This window comes from Microcoleus sp. OTE_8_concoct_300 (assembly GCF_031383065.1).
Lineage (GTDB): Bacteria > Cyanobacteriota > Cyanobacteriia > Cyanobacteriales > Microcoleaceae > Microcoleus.
In genome coordinates, this window is record NZ_JANMZH010000269.1 from 1 (window position 1) to 2334 (window position 2334).

At 46.1% G+C, this 2334-nt stretch carries 2 protein-coding genes; both read left to right on the top strand.

Annotated features, from left to right (window positions below; all coding sequences use genetic code 11):
* The first annotated feature begins 99 nt into the window (after positions 1-99).
* Entirely contained in the window at positions 100-1467 is a 1368-nt protein-coding gene (locus tag ACUVJL_RS12695; protein ID WP_445246176.1) for a GmrSD restriction endonuclease domain-containing protein, read from the top strand.
* Between the two features lie 4 nt (positions 1468-1471).
* Positions 1472-2334, top strand: an 863-nt coding sequence (locus tag ACUVJL_RS12700) for a DUF4145 domain-containing protein (protein WP_445246177.1), incomplete at its 3' end; no start/stop codon positions are given.

Sequence of the window (2334 nt, forward strand, 5' to 3'; positions counted from 1 at the left end):
GGTCGTGAGCTAAGTCAAGCCGATCTAATCCGTAACTACATCCTCATGGGACTGGAACCTCAGCTCCAGACTAAGCTTTATGAGCAATATTGGCGACCTATGGAAGTAGAGTTTGGACAAGAGGCTTATGGTACACAGTTCGATAGCTTCATGCGCCATTTCTTAACAGTGAAAACTGGTAATATTCCTAATCAGGGAGAAGTTTATGAAGCATTCAAAGCTCACGCCCGATCGCCGGATGTAGCTAAGGCTGGGGTGGAGCCAATGGTAGCTGATCTTCGTACGTTTGCCCGTTACTACTGCGCCATGACATTGGGCGCTGAACCAGATCCTGAGCTTAGATTAGCCTTCCAAGACCTGCGAGAGTTGAAGGTGGATGTAGCTTATCCCTTCCTCTTAGAGCTTTATCACGATTATGCTTCGGGTGATTTTCCCAAGGCGGACTTTCTGACAGCAGTACGGCTGGTTGAATCCTATGTATTCCGTCGTGCCATCTGTGCCATTCCTACTAACTCGCAAAACAAAACTTTCGCCACCCTCACAAAAGCTGTTAAGAAAGATCGCTACATCGAAAGCATTCAAGCTTACTTGCTTCTATTGCCATCATATCGGCGCTTTCCTAATGATGAGGAGTTTAAGCGCGAACTGCAAACCAAAGACCTCTACAAATTCCGCAGTCGCAGTTACTGGATTCGTCGTCTGGAAAATCACAAGCGCAAGGAACAAGTGTTGGTGGACGAGTACACCATCGAACACATTCTGCCCCAGAATGAAAACCTTTCTTCAGCCTGGAAGACAGCACTGGGTGTAGAGTGGTCGCGAATTCAGCAGACTTACCTACACACCATCGGCAACCTGACTCTTACCGGATACAACTCGGAATACAGTGACAAAACATTTGCTCAAAAGCGTGATATGTCAGGAGGCTTTAAAGAAAGTCCCCTGAAGCTAAATCAGGGGCTTGGAATGGTAGAACAGTGGGATGAAGATGCCATTCGGCAACGGGCAGACCGACTTTCTACCATAGCACTCGATGTCTGGGCAGCCCCTAAACTAGAAACCAGTGTGCGTGAGGGCTATAAATCCAAGCCCGCGCAACTAGGCTATACCATAGTAGATCACCCATATTTGGTTTCGGGGACAATGGCAGAGGTGTTTAAAGTATTCAGGAAAGAAGTTCTTGCACTTGATGATTGCGTGACCGAGGAATTTCTCAAGCTTTACGTTGCCTACAAAGCAGAGTCCAACTTTGTGGATATAGTACCCCAAACCAAGCGGTTACGCATCTCGTTAAATATGCCATTTCCCGAAATCAATGATCCCAAAGGTCTTTGCAAAGATGTATCGAGTGTAGGGCGCTGGGGTAATGGTGATGTAGAGGTTGGTCTGGCATCGCTTGATGAGTTACCTTATGTGATAGGGTTGGTGCGACAGTCACTTGAGAGACAGATGGGAGGCATAGAGTAGTCCAATGAGTAACTTTGCTTTCCTCCAAGCTGAATTCCCTACAATTTATGAATCCGCCAAGAAAGCAGTTGATGCAGTACATCCCGACCCTCGCACTGCCTGCTTTTATGCCCGTAGAACTTTGGAATTAACCGTAAATTGGTTATATAAGTACGATAATTCTTTAGAACTGCCTTATCAAGATAATCTAAGCGCCTTGATTCACAAACCTACTTTTAAAAACTTAGTAGGTGAAGCAATATTTAACAAAGCAAGAGTCATTATCAAACTAGGAAATCCGGCAGTCCACAGTGCCAGAATTATCCCTGTTAATGATGCTATAAATGCAGTCCGGGAGTTGTTTCATGTTACATATTGGTTAGCACACACCTATGGACGCAGCAAACCAAATGCGGGGCTTACCTTCAACTCTGACGCATTGCCCAAGACTGCACCTGTTCCTAAGCAAACCATTGAACAACTTCAGAAACTAGAAACTCAATTGCGCGATCGCGATGAAAAGCTCTCAACACTTCTAGCAGACAAAAACGCAATTGATGAGGAACTGAAACAACTACGGGCAGAATTGGCAGCAGTCAAAAAAGCCAGTATCACCCAACCCGATACCCATGATTACTCTGAAGCACAAACCCGCGATATTTTTATCGACTTGTTGTTAAAAGAGGTAGGATGGGCATTGGATCGAGAGCGCGATCGCGAGTTTGAAGTTACAGGGATGCCCAATTCATCAGGTCAAGGTTTTGTTGATTACGTCCTCTGGGGCGATGATGGTAAACCTCTGGCAGTCGTAGAAGCCAAGCGCACCCGAAACGACCCCCGCATCGGGCAACAACAGGCTAAGCTATATGCCGATTGCCTAGAAAACCA